This window comes from Enterovibrio makurazakiensis (assembly GCF_050336585.1).
Classification (GTDB): Bacteria; Pseudomonadota; Gammaproteobacteria; order Enterobacterales; family Vibrionaceae; genus Enterovibrio; species Enterovibrio gelatinilyticus.
In genome coordinates this window covers 74,947-93,009 of sequence record NZ_JAKJSE010000019.1, presented here as the reverse complement: position 1 = coordinate 93,009, position 18,063 = coordinate 74,947, and the positions used below count along the sequence as shown (strand labels likewise).

The following is an 18,063-nucleotide window of genomic DNA, read 5'->3' as shown; positions in this document are numbered from 1 at the left end:
CGAGACTAGAAACAAAAAAAGCAGCGCGAACGCTGCTTTTTGGTATTCAACGGTGCACGTTAAGGGCGAGTCACAAAACCCACGGCTTCGTACACTTTCTTCAAGGTAACGGCTGCACGCTGAGAGGCTTTTTCTGCACCCGCTTTCATCACTTGATCCAAGTAAGCACGATCTTGACGGAATTCTGCATAACGCTGCTGAACAGGCTCAAGCATAGCGACAACGGCTTCTGCGGTGTCCGTCTTCAAATGACCATACATTTTGTCGGCGTAGTCTGCTTCAATCTCAGCAAACGTTTTGCCCGTTGCAACGGACATCAAACCCATTAAGTTCGCCACACCCGGCTTATTTTGAATATCAAAAAGAACGCGTGGTGGCTCTTCTGAGTCAGTCATTGCACGTTTGATTTTCTTCGCAATAGCTTTCGGATCTTCAAGCAGGCCAATCACATTGTTGCGGTTATCATCAGACTTCGACATTTTCTTCGTCGGATCTTGAAGACTCATTACTCGTGCACCCACTTGTGGGATATACGGTTCTGGCACACTGAATACGTCGCCGTACACGTTGTTGAAACGAGTTGCGATATCACGCGCCAGTTCCAAGTGTTGCTTCTGGTCATTACCCACAGGCACTTGATTGGCTTGATACAGAAGAATGTCTGCTGCCATCAATACTGGGTATCCGAACAAGCCGGCGTTAATGTTTTCTGCGTGACGTGCTGATTTGTCTTTGAACTGGGTCATGCGGTTAAGCTCACCCATTTGTGTATAGCAGTTCAGCACCCAACCCAATTGTGCGTGTTCAGGCACATGCGATTGAATGAACAGGTTACTTTTTTCAGGACTCACGCCTACCGCTAGGCATAAAGCGAGAGAGTCCAGTGTTGCTTCACGCAGCTTTTCTGCTTCCTGACGAACAGTGATCGCATGCAAGTCTACGATGCAGTACTGGCAATCGAAGTCATCTTGCATTTGTTCCCACTGACGCAAAGCTCCGATGTAGTTGCCGATACTAAGTTCACCGGAAGGTTGAACACCGCTAAGTACAATGGGTTTGGTCGAAGGATTACTCATGTTCTTTCTGTTCCTGTCAGTCAATTCAGCCAGCGTGACCACACGCTGGCTGTCTGTTCGAGAAAATTCTAATCGTTTTTAATTTACGCTGTTTTTTCGGTGCTGAGAACCGTTAAAAGCTGATTGAAGTGTTCAGCAACAAACTCTGGAGCGCTATCGCTGATAGGCTCTCCATAGTTGTACCCGTAAGTCAGGCCAACCGAGGCAAAGCCTGCATTTTTTGCGGCAAGAATATCGTTTTTAGAATCACCGACCATCAGCATTTGGTCGTTGCTTAGACCATGCTTATCACGAAGACTAAACAAACCTTCAGGATCTGGCTTGTTGGTTGGCAAAGAGTCCCCACCAATCACATCGGTAAAATAATGCGCGAGATCCAAGTCAGCCAGAATTTCTGGCACAAATTGATACGGCTTGTTAGTGACAATGCCTAGTGTGTAGCCTGCGGCTAGCAAAGCACTCAGGGTTTCTCTTACGCCTGGGTAAACGATGGTTTTACCATGCCCATTGTTGGCATAGTGAAAATCAAAACGTTCGCGCACTTGGCGATAAAGAGATTCATCGATGTCCGGACGAATTGTCACACTTTGGCTAAGTGCGCGCTTGAGCATAATCTCAGCGCCGTTACCAATCCAATTACGCACTTCGTCGTCAGTCACTGTATACAGATTAACATCTGCCAATGCCATACGAATGCCTTCAGCCAAATCTGGCACGCTATCTACCAAGGTGCCATCTAGATCAAACGCGATGTATTTGATCGATTCAAAAGTTACCGTCACGAATTATTTTCCTACTTTACTCAGTTCAGCTCGCATTTCGTCGACCACGGCTTTGTAGTCTGGCTGACTGAAGATAGCGGAGCCCGCCACAAACATATCCGCACCCGCTTCTGCAATTTCACGGATATTATCGACTTTTACGCCACCATCAATTTCAAGACGGATATCACGACCGCTTTCATCAATACGACGACGTACTTCACGCAGTTTATTTAGCGTTTCGGGAATAAATGACTGACCACCAAAGCCAGGGTTTACCGACATCAGTAAGATTAAGTCCACCTTGTCCATGATGTGGTCTAGGTGATGCAATGGCGTCGCAGGGTTAAATACCACGCCTGCTTGGCAGCCATGCTCTTTGATCAGCTGCAAGCTGCGGTCAACATGATCACTCGCTTCCACGTGGAAGGTAATCATGCTCGCGCCAGCTTTCGCAAAATCAGGAATAATGCGATCTACCGGTTTCACCATCAGATGAACGTCGATCGGCGCAGTAATGCCATAGTCACGAAGAGCTTTACAGATAGGTGCACCAAACGTGAGGTTTGGTACATAGTGATTGTCCATGACATCGAAATGCACCACATCAGCACCCGCTGCCAGAACTCTTTCGACGTCTTCACCTAAACGTGCGAAATCCGCCGAAAGAATCGACGGCGCAATCAGAAAATCCTTCATTCTATAGCCTCACTAAGCCCAAAAGTCGGCGCAATTCTACCCGATCCAAGGCCGTCTGTCTTATCAGATCCTCTGATTGATACCATAACGTGTTCGTTTTATAGATGGTGCAAGTGATGCCAGTACAAATGGGCTAAGCTGGTGTCAGAACAATCAGATACTACAAGAGAGCCATCATGCACGACACAGATCGACAACCCGAAAAAGTCGGGATTTGGGAAGTAGTGAAAAGTGTTTTTGCCGCCATGTTTGGCGTGCAATCAGACAAAAATCGACAGCGAGATTTCAAGCAAGCCAGTATGGCGCCCTATCTATTGGTCGGTATTCTATTTGTCGTGTTCTTTGTGTTGGGATTGATTGGTGTGGTGGCGTTAATCACGCCAAATTAAACGATACCCCAGCGATTTGAAGATGCTCAGGTATCCTCAGACTACGGTGATTCCGGACTTTCGCATGCAAATAGCGCCAGCAACTCATTCACTTTGTTTCTGCCACTGCCATTGCGACTGATCGTCCGCTTGACTCTTACCACGTTGAGGTGTGCACCATGGTATAGACTGCGCGTCAACGGTGTATCGTGGTTTGAAACCAGCACAGGAACACTCTTATCCATCGCAGCTTTTCGGGCTAAATCGCCAAGAATCGCTTGGTCATCGAGACTAAATCCGCCACTCGAATAGGTAGTGAAGTTCGCCGTTGACGAAAGCGGTGCATAAGGAGGATCGCAATAAATCACACTGCCACGGCGCGCACTCTTAAAGCTTTGCTCATAACCTTCACATACAAACGTCGCCTTTTTGGATTTCTCTGAGAAAAACTCCAGTTCGGCCTGAGGGAAATAAGGTTTCTTGTAAGAGCCAAATGGCACATTGAAGCCACCTTTTTTATTGTAACGGCAAAGGCCGTTAAAACCGTGGCGGTTCATGTACAAGAAGTAAAGCGAACGCAAATACGGGTCAGTGGTGGCGTTAAACTCTTCGCGAATAGAAAGGTAAGCTTCTTTTTGATTGTACTCTTGCGTAAACAAGGTTCGCACATCATCAATATAGCGATGCGGCTCTTGTTTGAGCAGATTATAAAGATTAATCAAATCTGGATTAATGTCAGCAAGACGGTATTGTTCGAAGTCAGTATTCAAAAACACCGAACCCGCGCCAACGAATGGCTCAATCAGCTTTTTGCCTTCTGGCAAATGTTTGCGGATATCGTCAACCAGAGAGTATTTACCCCCAGCCCACTTAAGAAAGGCGCGATGCTTTTTCATTAATGTGTATCCACTACCACAGATGCTCGAAAGGTGGCGGATTGTATCTCATTTTTAACCATCAATCAGCGTAATTTCGCACCTGACGTGACGCTCAAGTGCGGTTAATTAACCAGTCCTATCTCTTTATGAATCTGCGTGAAGGATTTCGCCCACGGATTTAAGCCTCGAACATCGGCAGATAAAGCCAATTCAGCACGTCGTGCTTCAGCCACCGTTGGGTAGTCGCCGAGCAACACCATGTACCAAGACTCACCATTTCGACGAGTCTCGTAAACCAAAGCTCTACCTTGCAGAGCGTATTGATCCAAAAACTCGCTAACGGCAGTCTTTGATTGCAATGCTGCAAGCTGCAACGCATAACGCGCTTTCGGGACGGTCAGTAGTAACTGGTTAGCCATAGGAACATCAGTCGCAACAGGTTTATCTTGTGTCGATGCTTGCGTCGTTGGCTGGGTTGTAGATGGCTTATTTACAGCTGTAACAACGTCCTGTGATACCACTGCATCCGTCACTGTAGGGGGCGTTTCTGCAGACTCAGACATTGGCACGCTTTCAGGTTGAGCCAATTCAGGGATCAACGGTTCAGCCACAGCATTGGTTCCATCACCACCGATTTGTTGATCATCCATGATGGCGTCAACCACATTATCCGGCACCACAATACGACGGTCTTGGTCACGACGACCAACCGTCATACCTTCAACGACTAAGGTATCAGGCAAAGCCATAGTGTCATCAAGCACCACTGAAGAGTCTTTTAGCTCGCCCGACATCGATGCATCACCGTTTGTCTGTGCCGCTATTTCTTGCTCTTTTTCTTCCAAAATATCAGCGAGAGCCTTCACACCATCTGGCATGTCTACCACTTCTTCTTGATGAGTTTGAGGCATCATTGACCACCACACAATACCACCACCGATGGCCAGTAAAAGCAGTACTAAAATGAGTAACGGTAATGGGGAGCGGCGTTTTTTCTCTTCCATTAAGGAGGTCTCCTGCTGTTCCAGCCCTCGTAAAGCGCCGGGTAACGAAGGCAATGATGCTGCTTTTTGCTTTAGCGCTCTGCGCTGAGAAGCATCCAGTTGACGGCTAACCATCATCACTTCAATGAACATTTCGCGTTCATTGTCAGCCAAAGGGCTGACTTCTAGTTCGAGTGGTTTAACACCCTGACCATAAGATACTTTATGTAGCCACTTATTTAGTTTCCCTTTGAGACTAAACAGTAACACATTGATTTGCCAACCATCGCGTTGTTGTGATTCGGTCACTAGTGCCCACAATTCAGCAATGATGTTGGCACTCAAACGCTGCGCATCATCAATGACAACCAGCGCATGAACACTTCGACCTTCGAGCATATATTCGAGGCTTTGTAGCATCGAATCTTGTTCATTGAAAACACCGTCTCGGACGATCTGACGCAAAATAATGGCGCGGTGCTGCGCATCTTGCTGGCTAGGATTGCAGATAAGAAGGGATTGAGTAGGCTCATTGGCCCAATTCTCGAGGTAGCGTTCGCTTAGCCACGTCTTGCCTGCACCGGGTTCACCGGTGACTTGGACTAGGTTAGAACTGAATCGAGTAAGAAACTGTATTCTTGACAACAACTGGATTTGGCTATCTAAATCCAGTGCGATCATGTCTTGGGAGCCTGTCATATACAAACCCGCTTAGTGTGTCTTTATGACCTCAGCAAGCGTCTCGGGAGTCACGTTTGCAACTACTTCAGCGGTGCCAATAGACGTTGGCAGCACAAAGCGAAGTTGCCCTGAAAGCACTTTTTTGTCGCGTTTCATGTGCTTAATAAAGGCATCATAGTCCATGCTGGCAGGTGCTTTCACGGGGAGATTCGATTTTTCTAGCAAGGAAGTGATACGGCTAACATCTTCCTGCGAGAGCAATTGTTGATACTGAGCCGTTTTAGCTGCCATCACAGTACCTGCGGAAACCGCTTCACCATGTAGCCAGTTGCCATAGCCCATTTCTGCTTCAATCGCATGACCAAAAGTATGGCCAAGATTGAGCAAAGCACGAACACCAGACTCTTTTTCATCTTCAGCGACGACGTCAGCTTTGATTTGACAGCAACGTTTAATGGCATACACCAAAGCTGCGGAGTCTAGCTGATTCAGCGCTGAATAGTTGTCATCCAACCATGTAAAGAATGCGCTGTCAGCAATAATGCCGTATTTGATAACTTCTGCCATACCTGCTGCGAACTCACGGGCAGGTAGCGTTTGCATAACATCAATATCAATTACGACCGCTTTAGGTTGGTAAAACGCGCCGATCATGTTTTTGCCAAGAGGGTGGTTTACCGCGGTTTTCCCCCCCACAGAGGAGTCCACTTGCGACAACAAAGTGGTAGGCACTTGAATAAAGTCCACACCACGCTGATAACAAGCAGCCGCAAAACCTACAAGATCACCAATCACACCGCCGCCAAGGGCGACAATCAATACATCACGAGCGTAGTTACCCTCGAGTAAAAACGTATTGATGGTATTAAATGTGTCGAGTGTTTTGTATTGCTCACCATCAGGGAGGGTAAGCAAAGCTGGTGTACCACCAGCTTTTTCCAAGGTATTCAGGAGACGATCCGCATACAGCGGAGCAATGGTATCGTTTGTGATAACCACCACTTGACGACCTTTGGCATCAGAAAAGAAGGTGGGATCGGAAAGCAATCCTTCACCAATCGATATGGGGTAACTTCTGTCGCCTAGGTTTACGTCGATCCTTTCCATGGAATACCTTTTTCGTGCTTAGTGATTTTCCAATAGTTCGATGATTTGATTTGCCACAACTTTGGCACTTTGATCATCAGTACGAACTACGTAATCAGCAATTTCTTCGTAAAGAGGGTTACGCTCTTGTGCCAACGCTTCCAGCACTTCACGAGGCTGATCGGTTTGCAACAATGGACGTTTCTTGTCACGTTGAGTTCGTGCCAACTGCTTTTCGATAGTGGTTTCAAGATACACAACGATGCCACGAGCGGACAGACGGTTACGGCTCTCTTTACTCAAGATTGAACCACCACCGGTCGCCAGTACGATACCTTGCTTTTCAGTCAGGTCGTTGATGACGTTCTCTTCGCGAACACGGAATCCCTCTTCACCTTCAACATCAAACACCCATGCGATATCAGCACCAGTGCGCTCTTCAATCACGGTGTCCGAGTCAAAAAATTCCATGTGTAGTTGTTGTGCTAGGTGTCGACCAATTGTGCTTTTGCCAGCCCCCATTGGACCTACAAGAAAGATATTTCGTTTTTCAGCCATTTTAAGCAATATACGCGCGGTTAATGAAAACAACACCGCCCGCAGGCTCGCTACTTGAAAGCCCGAGGCGCCAATTTCCTCACAGATAATTCGTGATCAGACCAAAAATTATCTCAGGTCAACTAGCCCTTTGGCAACTTAAAATACGCCTTTATGGCAGTTTAAATTTACGGGCACGGCATGTTTATCGAGGAAACAGGCTGAAACAAGCACTTGGTGCTCACTTCAGCCTGTGTAGGATATTTGTTACCACAAGTACCTATAACACAATGAGTTAAATCACTTTATTGCGCCATAATCCTTGGTGTAACAAAGATAAGAAGCTCTCGTTTGCCCATGGTTTCATAATTTCGGCGGAACAATTGACCAATCCCAGGAATGTCGCCAAGCAATGGGATTTTATCGACACCTTCCATCATTTCATGTTGATAAATACCCCCTAGCACGACGGTTTCACCGTCATTAACGAGAACTTGAGTGCCAATACGCTGAGTATTAATCGCCATTGCTTCACCCGTACCGGCTTTAACTGTACCAGCAGGCTTGTCTTGGGTGACCTGCAAATCCAACACCAGTTTATTATCTGGCGTGATTTGAGGGGTTACAGAAAGGCTCAATACCGCCTTCTTAAATGACACAGCAGCTGCACCACTGGAGGATGCCTCGAGATAAGGTAATTCGGTACCCTGTTCAATATAGGCCGCAGTTTTATTGGTGGTAAGTAGACGTGGCGAAGAAATAATTTCGGCGCGTGACTCTGCTTGCAAAGCCGATAGTTCAAGATCCAGCAGCAAATCTTTACCGAGGTTCGCCACCTGAAACGCAATACTGGCTGCGTTCGGGCTGACAGCCCCTAGATTCACGTTCAAGAAGTCATCGATATTATTTTGTGATGGCGTTGAACCTCCACCACCCGTAATAAAATCTCCACTGTCTCTATCTGAAATGAAATTGTTGTCCCACCCTACGTTGCTCTCAATTGAGCCGCCAGTGGTGAAACTTCCGTTAGTGTTGGCAACACCCCAACGCACACCTATCTCTTCAAGTGTCCCCTCATCCACTGTCACAATACGCGCTTCGATTTCAACCTGATCGACAGGAATATCTAATGAAGCGATCAGCGATTTCACCACATCGATATTGTCTGCGAGATCACGGATCACCAAGGCGTTAGTTCGAGGGTCAACCGCAATACTGCCACGCTCAGTAAGCAAGCTGATGCCTTCATCTTCCCCACCATCAAGCATATCTTTCAGATCGACAGCATTGGCATATTTTATGTGCAACACTTCTGAACGCAGCGATGCTAATTCTCTTTCGTTACGGCGCTTCTCCAACACCAAGCGCTCTTGCTCATCCAACTCTGCTTTGGGAGCCACCAGCAAGATATTGCCCATCTGACGCTTGTCTAAGCCTTTCACATTCAAGATGGTATCAAGCGCTTTTTGCCAAGGCACATCATCGAGCCTCAAGGTCAACGTGCCGTTGACCGAATCCGACACAACAAGGTTAAATCCGTTGTGCTCTGCCACCATCTGCAAGACAGAACGCACTGAAATGTCTTGGAAATTGATAGAGATATTGGCGTTCTTCTTGGCTTTTTTGTCTTTGTTAGATTGGCTCTTCGGCAACGATGAAAACGGGAACACTTCCACTGTCAGTACATTGTCGGTTTGATAATAGTCGTAACCAAAGTACCCAGAAGTTGTCAAAGTGACTTGGGTATCATCATCGACGGCTTGTACATCGAGAGACTTTGCCGTTGTGTCAATCTGATCGAGACTTCGTGAACCAATCAGATTGTCTTCAACCTGTGTCGCTTTGGCGTTGATAACTAGTGCTTTGTCTTCTTTGCCAAAATTCGTTACCACGGACTTTTCGGCAAAAGTAAGAACGATAAGTGTTTTACCGCTTTCCCCTTTTGAAAACTCGACGTTTTGCAGCTGGTTGCTTGCGAACACCAGTGGTGTCACAAGCAAACATATCGCAGCGAGAGCCCAATGCATCCCTCTGCGCATTTTGCCTTGGCATCCTTCCCTCAGGCTTTTCATTGTTTACCCTTATTTGTTGTTATTTAGTGCCAATCTGACGTTACGTACCTGCCAGCAGCCAAGGCCGTCTGGAAGGTGTTCGGTAATAGAAAGCGTGTGTTGACTAATGCTATCGACGCGACCTCGATTGTTACCCATCATGCGTCCTATCCCTACTCGGTGAATAGTGCTATCGGGTGCCTCAACCAATGCCCAGTAACTGCCTGGCAAGCCAATAACCCCTTTAAAATCTAACGACGCGAGTTCATATCCTTCCAACGAGTCTCTGCTCGGTAAATCACTCGGCTGCCAGCAATCACCTTTTGCCAAGGTGTCTTCTTCTTCAGCCGCTGGTAAAACAAAGGGATCGGTGTCTACCGCTGGGTTAAACGGCAATGCCGCATAGACAGGTTCGGGTGGTAGCGGAGTGGCCGTCACTTCTGCGGCAGAGTACGTCTGCACGATAAAGCGATCGAGTTCTTGCGAGGCGTCCTTTTGCTCACAGCCCGTCAGCACGACGAGTGCTATCAGTGTTAAGGGATACTTCATTGCGCTACCCCCTTATTGGCGTTTTCATATCGATAGGTATGCGCCGTAACTGTAAACCTCAGGTCACTCTGCTTGCCCTCCCGTGATATCGAGAAATTTTGAAGCGCGACAATCCTCGGCAAACGCGCTAGCGCAGCAGAGAATTGACCAACATTTCGATAGTCACCCTTTAGCTCTATCTCTAGTGGTATCTGATACAGCCAACCCATACGTTTGCCATTGCGCCAATTAAGACGCTCAAAGCTCAAACCATATTGCAGACCCGTATCATTAATCCCAGCCAGTAAAAGGGCGAGTTCATCTTCGGCCGGAAGTTGCTGTGTTAAGCGCGCATAGTAGCGTTGCAGCTCAACCATTTGCTCTTCAACATTTGGCAAAGCGGCGACTTGTTCCGCTTTGATTCGAAACTGAGTGCGAAGCAGTGTCTCCTCTTGCTTTGCCATGTTTATATCGTCTTGCACAGGCAATACAACAAAGAACATCGCAGCGCCCAACAACCCTAGGGCGATAACACCCAGCAGCAGATTTTGCGCCACTGCGGGCCATTCAGGGATTTCATCAATATCCCAATCACGCCAATCAGCGGCCATCTGTGTTCTCCTGCGGTAAGTTAGGAACCACGTAACCCACCAACTCAAAGGTTGCCTTAAATCGCTTTTCGACAAAGGTTGATCGTGACGAGTCACTGATGATGGAATGTATTTGAACTTGGCTAGCGGCAGGATCGGCCTCTAACAATGCCAGCAATGTGGCCAACTGCGCATTGGATCGACTTCGCCCTTCAATGTTCACTTTCCCAGATGTCATCGAGACTTTATCGAGTACCACACCATCAGGGGTGATTTGAGGTAAAAGGTTAAACAACAATGTGGCGTTATTTCGCTGCTTTTGTAGCGCATTCACCAACGTTAAACGCCGTTGAAGCGTATCTCGCTCTACTTCCCGCTTCGCAAACGCACGTAAGGTGGTATTCAAACTGTCTATCTCAGTTTGCAAACGCGCATTACGAGCCTCTTGCGCCTCGAGTTGTTGACTCATCATCCAGCGCCCAAATCCAGTGAGTGCCATCAACAAAACAAGTAGCAATGCCACTTTTTGAAAAAACTGCCGACGTATTGCTTGTCTATTTATCTCTCGCCATGGAAGTAGGTTAATACTGACAATCATTGGTTAACTCCTCGCAACGCGAGACCAATCGCGGTAGACCAGGCACTCACAGGCTCATTAAGTTGTTCAATAAGAGCGGGGGAATACGTCAATCCACGTAATGGATTCAACGCTTGGGTCGGCCAAGATAAGAGGGATTCAAGTTGCAAGATGTCGACATGCTTTGCACACTCGCCCGACAACCACACGTGAGAGACTTCGGCGCCAGAAAGCTGAGTTGCCGCGAGTTGATAATGTCGCTTGATGATATCGGCTAGTTGCTCAGTATACAGATGTCGATCTGTCGAAGGATCGCTGGTTTGAGTCAGCATCGGTGCCGGCAGTTCGCGGTAGAACGGGCCTGATTGCTCTCCGCCCATACAAATCTGTAATCTCTCTAGGCCAACATCCACCAGCAACCCAATCCCAGACACAAGTTGAATGTCTGATTGCTCTCGGTATAAACGCGTTAACGCCTGAGTGTGCAGTTCAATTACAGACAACGAGAACCCAGCCTGAGCCAGTCCCGTTAATGTGTCATTCAACATTGATTTTCGGCAGGCATATACCTCAGTGGCGCTTTTATCTGCAAGCGTATGATAGTCATAAAGGAGCTCATCAAATGGCAGCCCCAGACTCTCAGATAGCTGCAAGCCAACTTGCACAAACTGCTCATGCTCTGGAGCATCCTTTAGCACTGGAAATCGCTTCACAGCGATACTACTTTGCGGCACACCCATAATCTGATGCTTTGGCCAATGCCATGGTAATGAGCACGCCTTAGCAATACGCTTTTTCACACTTTTTAATACGGTATCGAGTGTGTCTGGGTCATAAGGAGAAACCAGTAACGTTTTCAGCGTGACTGATTGATTGCGTTGCTGAAGTAAAGCCGCCCGCACTGTGTTCGTGCCAATATCAATGCCTACAGTCGTTGTTACACCAAACATTTACCGTGCTACCTTCTTAAAAGTCAGCATCAAGTAACTTTTTTGAAAGTTCTCTTTGCAGATCCGTTATTTTTTGTTCAGTTGTCTTTATACTACCCACACTAATCAATATGACGGCTCGACAAAAAACGTGACGGGAAATATCAAGTGAAGTTCATTAAGCGACTGCTCATCCTTGCAATAGTTTGCATATTACTTGGAGTGGGTACAATTTTTGGGTTTTATGTTTACGTAAAACCTGAATTACCAGACGTTGCCACTCTAAAAGATGTAGAGCTGCAAACGCCGATGCAGGTATTCAGCTCTGATGGCAAACTGATCTCCCAATTTGGTGAGAAACGTCGTATTCCTGTCACCTTCGATCAGCTGCCTCAAGACTTGATTGATGCGTTAATCGCGACCGAAGATAGTCGTTTTTACGAGCATCCAGGGATCGACCCGATCGGGATCACGCGAGCGGCCATTGTGGTTGCAATGTCCGGCTCAGCGAAACAAGGCGCGAGTACCATTACTCAGCAGCTAGCGCGTAACTTCTTCTTGTCCAACGAGAAGAAAATCATGCGTAAAATCAAAGAGATTTTCATCGCCATTCACATTGAGCAACTGCTAACAAAAGAAGAAATCATGGCGTTGTACGCTAACAAGATTTTCTTGGGTTACCGCTCTTACGGGTTTGGTGCTGCAGCACGCGTTTACTTTGGTAAAGATTTAAACGATCTGACCTTGAGTGAACTCGCCACGTTAGCGGGCATGCCAAAAGCCCCATCAACCATGAACCCGATTTATTCCATCGAACGCGCAACAAATCGCAGAAATGTGGTACTTAAACGCATGCTAGATGAAGGCTATGTCACGCGTTCAGAATATGAACAGGCGCGTAATGAGCCACTTATCGCTCGCTACCACGGTGCTGAAATTGAATTGAACGCCCCTTATGTAGCGGAGTTAGCGCGTGCTTGGGCGGTCGAAAAATACGGAGAAGGCGTTTACGAATCAGGCATGAAGGTTTACACCACGGTTGATTCACGCCTTCAACAATCTGCGCAACATGCCACTGTGAGCAACTTGCTCGCTTATGACCAACGTCATGGATACCGTGGTGCGGTAGCAAATCTTTGGGGTGACAATGCGCAGCCTTGGAGTAGCGAAGAGATTGTCGCTCATCTGAAAAAACAGCCTAGCTATGGCGAACTCAAACCAGCGGTTGTGACCAAAGTTGAAGATAAAACCGCAAACGTAGAGCTTCAAAGTGGCGATATTGTTACGCTACCTTGGGATGGCATGAAGTGGGCACGCCGGTATATTACCGACAACCGCCAAGGCTCTGCACCAAAGCAGACCGCAGATATCTTGAGCGTTGGCGAGCAAATATGGGTACAACACATCGATGATGCTTGGCACTTAAGCCAAGTACCAGATGCCAACACAGCCATGGTCGCCATCTCACCGGATAATGGTGCGGTAAAAGCCTTGGTTGGCGGCTTCAACTTCGTGCATAGCAAGTTCAACCGCGCAACTCAATCCATCCGTCAGGTAGGTTCGAGCATCAAACCGTTCATCTACTCTGCCGCCATTGATCAAGGCATGACCTTGGCAACACTGGTAAATGACGCTCCAATCAATCGCTGGGACTCAAGCCAAGGCGTTGCATGGCGACCAAAAAACTCGCCACCAACATACGACGGCCCAACTCGCGCACGCATTGGTTTAGCACAGTCTAAAAATGTTATGGCTGTCCGTGTTCTTCGCCGCGTTGGACTTGATGAAACTATCGATTTCCTCACTCGCTTTGGCTTTAAACGCGACGACCTCCCTCGTGCTGAAGCATTGGCATTGGGCGCAGGCAGTTTAACGCCAATGGAAATGGCTCAGGGTTTTGGTGTCTTTGCTAATGGGGGTTACTACCTCAAGCCGTTCTATATCGTCAAAGTCGAAGATGCATTTGGTGTGTTGAAATACACCGCAACTCCACAGACTATCTGTCGTGAAAACTGTGATTCGCAACAAGCCAATAAACGTGACTCCGCCAACTTGTTAGAAGAAGAGAACCTGCTTGAGCAAACGGCTGATATGGAAAATCAACCCGAGTTCGCCCCGAAAGTTCTGAGCGAACAAAACGCCTTCTTGGTTCGAGAAATGCTGGAAGCCAATATTTGGGGCGGCGGTGATTGGCGTCAAGGTACAGGTTGGAACGGTACAGGCTGGCGAGCGCAAAAACCATTAAACCGACGTGATATCGGCGGTAAAACGGGCACAACGAACGACTCGAAAGATGCATGGTACACAGGTTTTGCCCCCGGTTTAGTCGCAACCGTCTGGGTCGGTTTTGATGACCACTCTCGTAACCTTGGCAAAACGTCACGTAATGCCAACCTAGACAACACCCAAACGTCTGGCGCGGAAGCAGGTGCAAAAACCTCTCAGCCAGCATGGATAGACTTTATGGTGGATGCCCTCGTGGATGTTCCTGCGCAGCGTAAAGTGCTGCCGTCGAACATTGTTAAAGTCCGCATTGACCGCGATACCGGCTTACTTACCCGTAAAAATGATGCCAGTGCGATGTTCGAGTACTTTGAAAAAGGCTCCGAACCAACAGAGTATGTATCAGCTGCAGCATCTAACGGCGGTAACATTTACGAGTCCGACGGCGAAGAGCTCTTTTAATCTTGTATTCGGACAAGATAATGCGGATACGTTAAATACCGCATTCGAAAACACGTAAAAGAAAGGCGCCCGAGGGCGCCTTTCTTTTTAGACTCATTTAATTAAGCGCAGTGTCATCGCAAAACGTAGCAGCGCTAGCTTCTATAAACGCTAGTTTTTTACAGGATGACAAACGTCTTTTAGAGCAGAGGCAATGGTGACAGACAGCTTTTCATATCTCGCTCGTAACGGCGAACCCGGTCGGTAATCCAATGTCACCAGCCGTTGCGGCTCTGGGTCAACAGCATTGATATACACCACGCCATCTCGGCGCATACTCTTAGGCACGGCGAGTTTCGGCAACAACGTAATGCCCGTTTCTGCCGCGACCATATTGCGCAGCGTTTCTAAGCTTGTCGCTCTAAATCGCGTGTCTTCATTGGCACCTGCCGCGAAGCAAAAACCCATTGCCTGATCACGTAAGCAATGTCCATCCGCCAGCATCAATAGATTCTCTCCATTCAGCTCTGGCATACCAATTTCACTCTCATTCGCCCATCGATGGCTTTCAGGTACAGCCAGAAGCATCGGTTCAAGATAAAGCGGGATCTCTTTGAAATGCTCGGTCTCTTTGACCGATGCCACAATGATACAGTCGAGTTTACCTTCATCGAGCTGTTGAACCAGTTGATGGGTTTGCGCTTCATGCAAGAACAACTCTAGCTCAGGAAATGTCTGTTTAATGGCAGGGACAATATGCGGTAAAAGGTACGGACCAATGGTGGGAATGAACCCAATGTGCAATGGGCCGGACATCTCTTCCCCTTGCTGACTCGCCATCTCTTCCAACACTTTGACTTCCATTAACACCTTTTGCGCCTGACGAACCAGTTGCATGCCAGCATCCGTAAAAAGGACTTTTCGGCTGGTACGCTCAAGCAATACCACACCTAGCTCATCTTCGAGTTTACGTATCTGACCGCTCAACGTCGGCTGGCTAACAAAGCATGCTTCCGCAGCCTTACGAAAATGTTGATGCTCTGACAATGCCACCAAGTATTCGAGGTCTCGAATATTCACTTCACACACCCTTTGATAGATTTCACTTATTAAAATGATAAACCTAATCAATTAGAACTATCTACCCCTGTCGGCGTAATATAAACACATCAACCGGGAACACCGGATTAAAGAACTGAAAACAATATTTATTTTAAGGGGTACACCATGGAACTAATTAACAAAGAAGGTCAAAAAATCCCAAACGTTACTTTCCCAACTCGTCAAGGCGACGCATGGGTTAATGTAACAACGGATGAACTGTTTGCAGGTAAAACAGTGGTGGTGTTCAGCCTACCTGGCGCATTCACACCAACGTGTTCATCAACTCACTTGCCACGCTACAATGAACTGCATTCAGTATTCAAAGAGCACGGCGTTGATGACATTCTGTGTGTATCCGTGAATGACACCTTCGTGATGAACGCTTGGAAAGCGGATCAAGAAGCAGAAAACATTACGTTCATCCCAGACGGCAACGCAGAGTTCACTCGTGGCATGGGCATGGCAGTGGCGAAAGATGACATCGGATTTGGTGAGCGTTCATGGCGTTACAGCATGCTAGTTAAAGATGGCGTGGTAGAAAAAATGTTCATCGAGCCAAACGAGCCAGGTGACCCGTTCAAAGTCTCTGATGCTGACACCATGCTGGGCCACATTGCACCAAATCACAAACTACAAGAATCAATTACGGTATTCAGCAAACCAGGTTGTCCGTTCTGTGCGAAAGCAAAACAACAACTGATCGATAACAAGCTACAGTTCGAAGAAATTGTACTGGGTCAAGATGCCACCACCGTCAGCCTTCGTGCTATCAGCGGCCGTGCAACAGTGCCGCAAGTCTTCATCGGCGGTAAGCACATTGGTGGTAGTGAAGAGCTTGAAGCGTACTTCGCTTAATCTCAACACGTAAACCTTGAGGGCAGCATTGGCTGCCCTCTCTCTATCCAAAGCCCCATAAACGTATTCGATTCATTGCGCCGTCAGGACGTCGTTTCATCTGGAGAATTACAATGAAAACCTTGAATGTTGATGTAGCAGTCATTGGCGGTGGTACCGCCGGGCTTGGCGCTTACCGCGCTGCAAAAGCACACACTAACAACGTAGTCATGATTGAAGGCGGCCCTTACGGCACGACATGTGCGCGTGTCGGCTGTATGCCCTCAAAACTGCTCATCGCCGCCGCGGAAGCGGTTCACAATATCGAGAAGGCCCCTGGTTTTGGTGTTTACCCTCAAGGTGAAATCAAAATTGACGGTCGCGAAGTGATGGATCGAGTCAAACGCGAACGTGACCGCTTTGTTGGCTTTGTTTTGGAAGGCGTTGATGAAATTCCTGCAGAAGACAAAATTGCAGGTTATGCAAAATTCATTGACAGCAACACGCTAATTGTCGATGACCACACCCGCATCGAAGCGAAACGCGTGGTCATCGCAACCGGCTCTCGTCCAACGTGGCCGGCTCCTTGGAACGATCTGGGTGACCGCTTAATCATCAATGATGACGTATTCGATTGGGATGACTTGCCAGAGTCTGTGGCTGTGTTTGGCCCCGGCGTGATTGGTTTGGAGCTTGGTCAAGCACTGCACCGCCTTGGTGTGAAGGTGAAAGTGTTTGGCGTAGGTGGTCAAGTTGGCCCGTTAACTGACCCAACCGTGATGGCATATGCAGACAAAGCCTTCAATGAAGAGTTTTATCTTGATGCCGATGCCAAGGTTGAAGAGATGGTACGTGAAGGTGATAAAGTCCATATCCGCTACCTCGACAAACAAGGCACACAACAACACATGGAAGTTAACTATGTGTTAGCAGCAACGGGCCGTCGTCCGAATGTCGACAAACTCGATATCGAAAATACCGGAATGGAACTTGATGCTCGTGGTGTACCTGTCGCGGATCACTACACCATGCAAACCAGCGTGCCTTCGATCTTCATTGCTGGCGATGCCAGCAATCAGCTTCCGCTGTTACACGAAGCAGCAGACCAAGGCCGAATCGCAGGTGATAACGCAGGGCGTTCTCCAGATATCCGAGCAGGACTGCGTCGCAGTAAGATTTCAGCCGTGTTCACTGATCCACAAATCGCGATGGTGGGTGAAACTTACAGAGAAATTACCACTCGCCTCGGTACCTGTGGCTGCTTTGAAACTGGCACTGTTTCGTTTGAAGGCCAAGGGCGCTCACGCGTCATGCTAAGAAACAAAGGCGTTCTCAACGTTTACGGTGAGCAAGGAACAGGTCGTTTCCTTGGCGCTGAAATGATGGGGCCAAATGCAGAGCACTTAGCTCACTTATTGGCTTGGGCGCACCAAAATCAAATGACCATTTCACAAATGCTGGATATGCCGTTCTACCATCCAGTGATTGAAGAGGGTGTGCGAACTGCGCTGCGTGACCTGAATGCTAAACTGCACCTTGGTCCTGAAATGATTAAACACTGCCTGGACTGCGGTCCCGGTTGTTAAGTTTCCCCTAAAGTGCGTTAACGCACGTTTATACCGACACGTTTTTAACGCGACTCGGTTTATGATTTGCCCTCCTTTACGGGGGGCTTTTTTGTTTGTACGCTTCGAATAACTAATCACTCACCGACTGA

At 47.7% G+C, this 18,063-nt stretch carries 17 protein-coding genes; 4 read left to right on the top strand and 13 right to left on the bottom strand.

Features of this window, described 5'->3' with window-relative positions:
• Nucleotides 1–59: 59 nt before the first annotated feature.
• From trpS to rpe, 3 genes are all read right to left on the bottom strand, one after another.
• The gene (trpS, locus tag L4D06_RS15260) at nucleotides 60–1,076 is read right to left on the bottom strand and encodes a tryptophan--tRNA ligase (RefSeq protein WP_429740327.1); all 1,017 of its coding nucleotides are present in this window, start codon (nucleotides 1,074–1,076) and stop codon (nucleotides 60–62) included.
• A gap of 83 nt (nucleotides 1,077–1,159) precedes the next feature.
• Nucleotides 1,160–1,858 carry a phosphoglycolate phosphatase gene (locus L4D06_RS15255; RefSeq protein WP_429740326.1) on the bottom strand — a complete coding sequence of 233 codons (699 nt, stop codon included), beginning with the start codon at nucleotides 1,856–1,858 and terminating at the stop codon, nucleotides 1,160–1,162.
• Nucleotides 1,859–1,861: 3 nt separating this feature from the next.
• Nucleotides 1,862–2,536 carry a ribulose-phosphate 3-epimerase gene (gene rpe / locus L4D06_RS15250; RefSeq protein WP_429740325.1) on the bottom strand — a complete coding sequence of 225 codons (675 nt, stop codon included), beginning with the start codon at nucleotides 2,534–2,536 and terminating at the stop codon, nucleotides 1,862–1,864.
• Between the two features lie 176 nt (nucleotides 2,537–2,712).
• Between rpe and L4D06_RS15245 the strand changes: the two genes are divergently transcribed.
• On the top strand, nucleotides 2,713–2,925 hold the full coding sequence (locus L4D06_RS15245) for a DUF2970 domain-containing protein (protein ID WP_429740324.1): 213 nt from the start codon (nucleotides 2,713–2,715) through the stop codon (nucleotides 2,923–2,925).
• Between the two features lie 41 nt (nucleotides 2,926–2,966).
• On the opposite strand, the gene L4D06_RS15240 is transcribed toward L4D06_RS15245, so the two are convergent.
• The 9 genes from L4D06_RS15240 to pilM all read right to left on the bottom strand — a co-directional run bounded on the left by L4D06_RS15240 (nucleotide 2,967) and on the right by pilM (nucleotide 11,765).
• Nucleotides 2,967–3,800, bottom strand: coding sequence for a Dam family site-specific DNA-(adenine-N6)-methyltransferase (locus L4D06_RS15240; RefSeq protein ID WP_274166687.1), 834 nt, complete (start codon nucleotides 3,798–3,800; stop codon nucleotides 2,967–2,969).
• Nucleotides 3,801–3,904: 104 nt separating this feature from the next.
• Complete coding sequence (locus tag L4D06_RS15235) at nucleotides 3,905–5,446, bottom strand: AAA family ATPase (protein WP_429740342.1); 1,542 nt, start codon at nucleotides 5,444–5,446, stop codon at nucleotides 3,905–3,907.
• 30 nt (nucleotides 5,447–5,476) lie between these two features.
• On the bottom strand, nucleotides 5,477–6,553 hold the full coding sequence (gene aroB, locus L4D06_RS15230; protein ID WP_274166689.1) for a 3-dehydroquinate synthase: 1,077 nt from the start codon (nucleotides 6,551–6,553) through the stop codon (nucleotides 5,477–5,479).
• Between the two features lie 18 nt (nucleotides 6,554–6,571).
• On the bottom strand, nucleotides 6,572–7,090 hold the full coding sequence (gene aroK / locus L4D06_RS15225; protein WP_028025902.1) for a shikimate kinase AroK: 519 nt from the start codon (nucleotides 7,088–7,090) through the stop codon (nucleotides 6,572–6,574).
• 284 nt (nucleotides 7,091–7,374) lie between these two features.
• Nucleotides 7,375–9,096 carry a type IV pilus secretin PilQ gene (locus tag L4D06_RS15220; RefSeq protein WP_274166706.1) on the bottom strand — a complete coding sequence of 574 codons (1,722 nt, stop codon included), beginning with the start codon at nucleotides 9,094–9,096 and terminating at the stop codon, nucleotides 7,375–7,377.
• A gap of 54 nt (nucleotides 9,097–9,150) precedes the next feature.
• Nucleotides 9,151–9,669 carry a pilus assembly protein PilP gene (locus L4D06_RS15215; protein ID WP_274166690.1) on the bottom strand — a complete coding sequence of 173 codons (519 nt, stop codon included), beginning with the start codon at nucleotides 9,667–9,669 and terminating at the stop codon, nucleotides 9,151–9,153.
• Nucleotides 9,666–10,259, bottom strand: a complete 594-nt coding sequence (locus L4D06_RS15210) for a type IV pilus inner membrane component PilO (RefSeq protein WP_429740323.1) — start codon at nucleotides 10,257–10,259, stop codon at nucleotides 9,666–9,668. Before L4D06_RS15210 ends, L4D06_RS15215 begins: the two co-directional genes overlap by 4 nt.
• Nucleotides 10,249–10,836 (bottom strand): PilN domain-containing protein, encoded by a 588-nt coding sequence (locus L4D06_RS15205; protein WP_274166692.1) that lies wholly within the window; start codon nucleotides 10,834–10,836, stop codon nucleotides 10,249–10,251. Before L4D06_RS15205 ends, L4D06_RS15210 begins: the two co-directional genes overlap by 11 nt.
• Nucleotides 10,833–11,765: a type IV pilus biogenesis protein PilM gene (pilM, locus tag L4D06_RS15200; protein WP_429740322.1), complete on the bottom strand. Its 933-nt coding sequence runs from the start codon at nucleotides 11,763–11,765 to the stop codon at nucleotides 10,833–10,835. Before pilM ends, L4D06_RS15205 begins: the two co-directional genes overlap by 4 nt.
• Before the next feature lie 147 nt (nucleotides 11,766–11,912).
• On the opposite strand from pilM, the gene L4D06_RS15195 reads away from it, so the two are divergent.
• Entirely contained in the window at nucleotides 11,913–14,429 is a 2,517-nt protein-coding gene (locus L4D06_RS15195; protein ID WP_429740321.1) for a penicillin-binding protein 1A, read from the top strand.
• 150 nt (nucleotides 14,430–14,579) lie between these two features.
• Here the strand turns inward: L4D06_RS15195 and oxyR are convergent, their stop codons facing one another.
• Nucleotides 14,580–15,488, bottom strand: coding sequence for a DNA-binding transcriptional regulator OxyR (gene oxyR / locus L4D06_RS15190; protein WP_429740320.1), 909 nt, complete (start codon nucleotides 15,486–15,488; stop codon nucleotides 14,580–14,582).
• A 147-nt stretch (nucleotides 15,489–15,635) separates the two neighbouring features.
• On the opposite strand from oxyR, the gene L4D06_RS15185 reads away from it, so the two are divergent.
• Both L4D06_RS15185 and L4D06_RS15180 read left to right on the top strand, forming a co-directional pair.
• On the top strand, nucleotides 15,636–16,367 hold the full coding sequence (locus L4D06_RS15185; protein ID WP_274166696.1) for a glutathione peroxidase: 732 nt from the start codon (nucleotides 15,636–15,638) through the stop codon (nucleotides 16,365–16,367).
• 113 nt (nucleotides 16,368–16,480) lie between these two features.
• Complete coding sequence (locus L4D06_RS15180) at nucleotides 16,481–17,932, top strand: dihydrolipoyl dehydrogenase (RefSeq protein ID WP_429740318.1); 1,452 nt, start codon at nucleotides 16,481–16,483, stop codon at nucleotides 17,930–17,932.
• The last annotated feature ends 131 nt before the right edge of the window (nucleotides 17,933–18,063 follow it).

Coding starts and splice junctions, on each gene's coding strand:
- trpS (WP_429740327.1), bottom strand. CDS start 1,076: ATGAGTAATCCTTCGACCAAACCCATTGTACTTAGCGGTGTTCAACCT.
- rpe (WP_429740325.1), bottom strand. CDS start 2,536: ATGAAGGATTTTCTGATTGCGCCGTCGATTCTTTCGGCGGATTTCGCA.
- L4D06_RS15245 (WP_429740324.1), top strand. CDS start 2,713: ATGCACGACACAGATCGACAACCCGAAAAAGTCGGGATTTGGGAAGTA.
- L4D06_RS15240 (WP_274166687.1), bottom strand. CDS start 3,800: ATGAAAAAGCATCGCGCCTTTCTTAAGTGGGCTGGGGGTAAATACTCT.
- L4D06_RS15235 (WP_429740342.1), bottom strand. CDS start 5,446: ATGATCGCACTGGATTTAGATAGCCAAATCCAGTTGTTGTCAAGAATA.
- aroB (WP_274166689.1), bottom strand. CDS start 6,553: ATGGAAAGGATCGACGTAAACCTAGGCGACAGAAGTTACCCCATATCG.
- aroK (WP_028025902.1), bottom strand. CDS start 7,090: ATGGCTGAAAAACGAAATATCTTTCTTGTAGGTCCAATGGGGGCTGGC.
- L4D06_RS15220 (WP_274166706.1), bottom strand. CDS start 9,096: ATGCATTGGGCTCTCGCTGCGATATGTTTGCTTGTGACACCACTGGTG.
- L4D06_RS15215 (WP_274166690.1), bottom strand. CDS start 9,669: ATGAAGTATCCCTTAACACTGATAGCACTCGTCGTGCTGACGGGCTGT.
- L4D06_RS15210 (WP_429740323.1), bottom strand. CDS start 10,259: ATGGCCGCTGATTGGCGTGATTGGGATATTGATGAAATCCCTGAATGG.
- L4D06_RS15205 (WP_274166692.1), bottom strand. CDS start 10,836: ATGATTGTCAGTATTAACCTACTTCCATGGCGAGAGATAAATAGACAA.
- pilM (WP_429740322.1), bottom strand. CDS start 11,765: ATGTTTGGTGTAACAACGACTGTAGGCATTGATATTGGCACGAACACA.
- L4D06_RS15185 (WP_274166696.1), top strand. CDS start 15,636: ATGGAACTAATTAACAAAGAAGGTCAAAAAATCCCAAACGTTACTTTC.
- L4D06_RS15180 (WP_429740318.1), top strand. CDS start 16,481: ATGAAAACCTTGAATGTTGATGTAGCAGTCATTGGCGGTGGTACCGCC.